Here is a 5,645-nt window from a genome sequence, read left to right on the forward strand (position 1 = left end):
CGACTTTACGATTAGTTTGAGTAATCCGGTAAGTACACCTACCACGGTAACTTACACCATCGCCGACGGTACGGCCCAAGAAGCTGGTACTGGTGCGGGAAGCAATGATTACGATAATCCTGCCACCCTTACGGTAACGATCCCTGCCGGATCAACTACCGCTACGGTCAGTGTTCCAGTAAATGGCGATACGACAGTAGAGCCTGATGAGACTTTTGACATCACATTGAATACGACCAATAATGGTACGATCAGCGCGACTGACAATGTAGGTACGGGAACGATTACCAATGACGATGCCGTTGTGGTCAGCATCAACGACATCACCCAAAACGAAGGTGATGCAGGTACGACCAATTTTGACTTTACGATTAGTTTGAGTAATCCGGTAAGTACACCTACCACGGTAACTTACACGATCGCCGACGGCACGGCCCAAGAAGCTGGTACTGGCGCGGGAAGCAATGATTACGATAATCCTGCCACTCTTACGGTAACGATTCCTGCCGGATCAACTACCGCTACGGTCAGTGTTCCAGTCAATGGCGATACGACAGTAGAGCCTGATGAGACTTTTGACATCACATTGAATACGACCAATAATGGTACGATCAGCGCGACTGACAATGTAGGTACGGGAACGATTACCAATGACGATGCTGTAGTGGTTAGCATCAATGACATCACCCAAAACGAAGGTGATGCAGGTACAACCAATTTTGACTTTACGATTAGTTTGAGTAATCCGGTAAGTACACCTACCACGGTAACTTACACGATCGCCGACGGTACGGCCCAAGAAGCTGGTACTGGTGCGGGTAGCAATGATTACGATAATCCTGCCACCCTTACGGTAACGATCCCTGCCGGATCAACTACCGCTACGGTCAGTGTTCCAGTAAATGGAGATACGACAGTAGAGCCTGATGAGACTTTTGACATCACATTGAATACGACCATTAATGGTACGATTAGCGCGACTGACAATGTAGGTACGGGAACGATTACCAATGACGATGCAACGATTTTTAGTGTTGGCGATATAACTGTAGCAGAAGATGCTGGAACAGCGAACGTAACGGTAAGTATTACCAATCCGAGCAGTGTTGATACAGTCATTGATATCACAACCTCTGACAATACAGCGATAGCACCTGGAGATTACACATCCACCACAACAACGGTGACGATCCCTGCGGGTAGTACTAGTGTTAATGTTTTGATTCCGATCACGGACGATGCCATCGGAGAGCCTACCGAAGACTTTACCGTAACTGGAACGCTCAATACTGGAGTCGCTTCTAATAATACTGATGATGGAACGGTGACAATTACAGACAATGATGCACCAACCTTCAACGTTGGCGATGTAACTGTAGCAGAAGATGCTGGAACAGCAAGCGTAACGGTAAGTATTTTAAATCCTAGCAGTGTTGATACGGTCATAGATATTACAACCGCTGACAATACAGCGATAGCACCTGGAGATTACACATCCACCACAACAATGGTGACGATCCCAGCGGGTAGTACTAGTGTTAATGTTTTGATTCCGATCACAGACGATGCCATGGGAGAGCCTACCGAAAACTTTACCGTAACTGGAACGCTCAATACTGGAGTCACTTCTAATAATACTGATGATGGAACGGTGACAATTACAGACAATGATGCACCAACCTTCAACGTTGGCGATGTAACTGTAGCAGAAGATGCTGGAACAGGAAGCGTAACGGTAAGTATTTCAAATCCTAGCAGTGTTGATACGGTCATAGATATTACAACCGCTGACAATACAGCGATAGCACCTGGAGATTACACATCCACCACAACAACGGTGACGATCCCAGCGGGTAGTACTAGTGTTAATGTTTTGATTCCGATCACAGACGATGCCATCGGAGAGCCTACCGAAAACTTTACCGTAACTGGAACGCTCAATACTGGAGTCACTTCTAATAATACTGATGATGGAACGGTGACAATTACAGACAATGATGCACCAACCTTCAACGTTGGCGATGTAACAGTAGCAGAAGATGCTGGAACAGCAAGCGTAACGGTAAGTATTTCAAATCCTAGCAGTGTTGATACAGTGATTGATATTATAACCGCTGATAATACAGCAATAGCACCAGGAGATTACACATCTACCACAACAACGGTGACAATCCCAGCGGGTGGCACTAGTGTTAATGTTTTGATTTCGATCACGGACGATGCCATCGGAGAGCCTACCGAAGACTTTACCGTAACTGGAACGCTCAATACTGGGGTCACTTCTAATAATACTGATGATGGTACGGTTACAATTACTGATAATGATTTCGGTACGGTAACAGGAACTGTTTTCAACGATATAAATGGAAATGGTGTTCAAGACGCTGGCGAACCTGGCATCCCAATGGTGGATGTGGTTATAACGGATGCTGATAGCAATATAATAACAGTTACTACAGATGCGAATGGTAGCTGGTCATTACTAGTGCCAAATGGTTCAACTACTGTAGATGTAGATGAAACGACTCTTCCAGTAGGAAGCGTTTTAACTACTACTGGCTCTGATCCAGAAACTGTTACCGTAACAAGCGGCTCCACAGTAGCTACCACAGATGATGGATACCAGGCACAGGGAACTGTAACTGGCACAGTATTTAATGATATCAACGGTAATGGTGTACAGGATGCTGGTGAGCCAGGTCTTGCTGATGTAGATGTAGAGATCACCGACAGTAATGGAGATACCCAAACGGTAACTACGGACGCCAACGGAGATTGGACGGCCACGGTTCCATCCGGAATTACGACCATCGACGTAGACGAGACTGATCCAGACTTCCCAGCTGGTGGGGTATTGACGACTCCAGGTTCTGATCCACAGACAGTAAACGTAGCTGGTGGAGCGACTGTTCCGACGACCAATGACGGATACCAGGCTCAGGGAACTGTAACTGGCACAGTATTTAACGACATCAACGGTAACGGTGTACAGGATGCTGGTGAGCCAGGTCTTGCTGATGTAGATGTAGAAATCACAGATAGTAATGGAGATACCCAAACGGTAACAACGGATGCCAACGGAGATTGGACGACCACGGTTCCAGCCGGAACTACGACCATTGACGTAGACGAGACCGATCCAGACTTCCCGGCTGGTGGTGTATTGACGACTCCAGGTTCTGATCCTGAGACAGTAAACGTAGCTGGTGGAGCGACAGTAGCTACCACAGATGACGGCTACCAGGCTCAGGGAACTGTAACCGGAACAGTATTTAATGACATCAATGGTAACGGTATACAGGATGCTGGCGAGCCAGGTTTTGCTGATGTAGATGTAGAAATCACAGATAGTAATGGAGATACCCAAACGGTAACAACGGATGCCAACGGAGATTGGACGGCCACGGTTCCAGCCGGAACTACGACCATCGACGTAGACGAGACTGATCCAGACTTCCCAGCTGGTGGTGTATTGACGACTCCAGGTTCTGATCCAGAGACAGTAAACGTAGCTGGTGGAGCGACTGTTCCGACGACCAATGACGGATACCAGGCACAGGGAACTGTAACTGGCACAGTATTTAATGACATCAACGGTAACGGTGTACAGGATGCTGGTGAGCCAGGTCTTGCTGATGTAGATGTAGAAATCACAGATAGTAATGGAGATACCCAAACTGTAACAACGGACGCCAACGGAGATTGGACGGCCACGGTTCCATCCGGAAGTACGACTATCGACGTAGACGAGACCGATCCGGACTTCCCAGCTGGTGGTGTATTGACGACTCCAGGTTCTGATCCTGAGACAGTAAACGTAGCTGGTGGAGCGACAGTAGCTACCACAGATGATGGATATTTTATAGTCCAATCTAACTTGGCTTTAAGCAAGACAAGTAGTGGTGTTATTGATAATAACATGGACGGAATTACCGATGCGGGTGACACTATCATTTATAGTTTCACAGTGACTAATAATGGTAATGTGACCATCGAAAACTTGGTGATTAACGATGCCAGAATTGGAATTTCAAATGCCGCAGTTACACCTTCCACTTTAGCCCCTGGGGCAACTGGAACTATAGCTGACGTTACCTACATTCTCACCGCAGCCGATATCACAGCGGGTAATGTAACGAATACTGCAGTAGCGACTGGAGATGCGATTGATCCCAACGGAGATCCGGCAGGTACAGTTTCAGATAATTCAGACGATCCTAACAATGGAACAAATTCTAACCCTGATGGAGATGCAGATCCTGATGATCCAACCGTCACTGTTCTCAATGCGAATGGGATACTTTCCGGCGTTGTATTTAATGATGCCAACGGAAACGGTGTTCAGGATGCTGCTGAAATGGGAATTCCTAACGTTGATGTGGAAATTACTGCTTCAGATAGTTCGACACAAACTGTAATAACCGATGCTAATGGAAACTGGACGGTTGTAGTGCCAGCAGGTTTGACTACATCTGATATTGATGAGACAACTTTGCCTAACGGTAACGAAGTTCAAACAGCCGGAACGGACCCAACGACCACAAATATTGCTGCTGGAACTGCAGTAGGTGAGCCTGCAGACGGTTTCCTTTCTCCTGATCCTAATTTGAATTTGATTAAAACCGATAATCCAGTTGTAGATGTAAATGGAAACGGAATTATTGACGCAGGTGATACAATCATATATGATTTTGTAATAGTAAATAATGGAAACGTAGAAGTTCAAAACATCACGATAAGTGATCCTACAATTGGAGTAACCAATTTAGCTGTAACGCCAAGTCCGTTGCAGCCTGGAACAACAAGTGCTACAGTTTCATTCGTCTATGCAATCACACCAACTGACATTGACAATTCTCAAATTGTAAACACCGCAACTGCTACCGGAGAGGCTATAGATCCAAATGGAATGACCTTAGGAAATGTTTCTGATGATTCCGATGATCCTGCTGACCTAACTGGTTTAGACCTAGATGGTGATGGCGATCAAGAAGATCCAACCGTGACTGATTTAAGTCAGCCCAATCTCGCTTTCGCGAAAACGGATACTTATGTGGATGCCAATATGAATGGCATTGTTGATGTCGGTGATACGATTACCTATAATTTTACGGTGACTAATAATGGAAACACGATAGTTACGAATCCAATCATTGATGATTCACGTATTAATGTGTCTAACCTTGTTGTTACGCCTACCACTTTGAATCCTGGAGATTCAGGTACTGCTTCAGCGATATATACGATCACCGCTGCCGATATAATTGCAGGTGATGTTACAAACACCGCCACAGTTACTGGGGAGGCGCAAGACAATGATGGTAATGCTCTGCCTCCTGTTACAGATGAGTCAGACGACCCTGATGATGCTACTAATATTGATAATGATAATGATGGAGATTTTGAAGACCCTACAGTCTTTACAATCCCTGCAGAAGGAATTATCAATGGAACGGTCTTCGAGGACACCAACGGCAACGGCGTACAGGATGCTGGCGAGCCAGGTATTGCAGGAGTAGACGTAGTGGTGACCGATAGCAATGGTGTACCTCAGACGGTAACCACGGATGCCAATGGAGCCTGGAGTGCAGTAGTACCAGCTGGCGATACGACCAGTGATATAGATGAGACAAGCCTACCTGCTG

General features: G+C 46.1%; 1 protein-coding gene. It reads left to right on the forward strand.

Annotated features, from left to right (window positions below; translation table 11 throughout):
• On the forward strand, positions 1–5,645 hold a 5,645-nt coding region (locus EGM47_RS16230; protein WP_124981883.1), incomplete at both ends, for a Calx-beta domain-containing protein.

Origin of the sequence: Nonlabens xiamenensis (assembly GCF_003865345.1) — a bacterium.
GTDB classification, from domain to species: domain Bacteria; phylum Bacteroidota; class Bacteroidia; order Flavobacteriales; family Flavobacteriaceae; genus Nonlabens; species Nonlabens xiamenensis.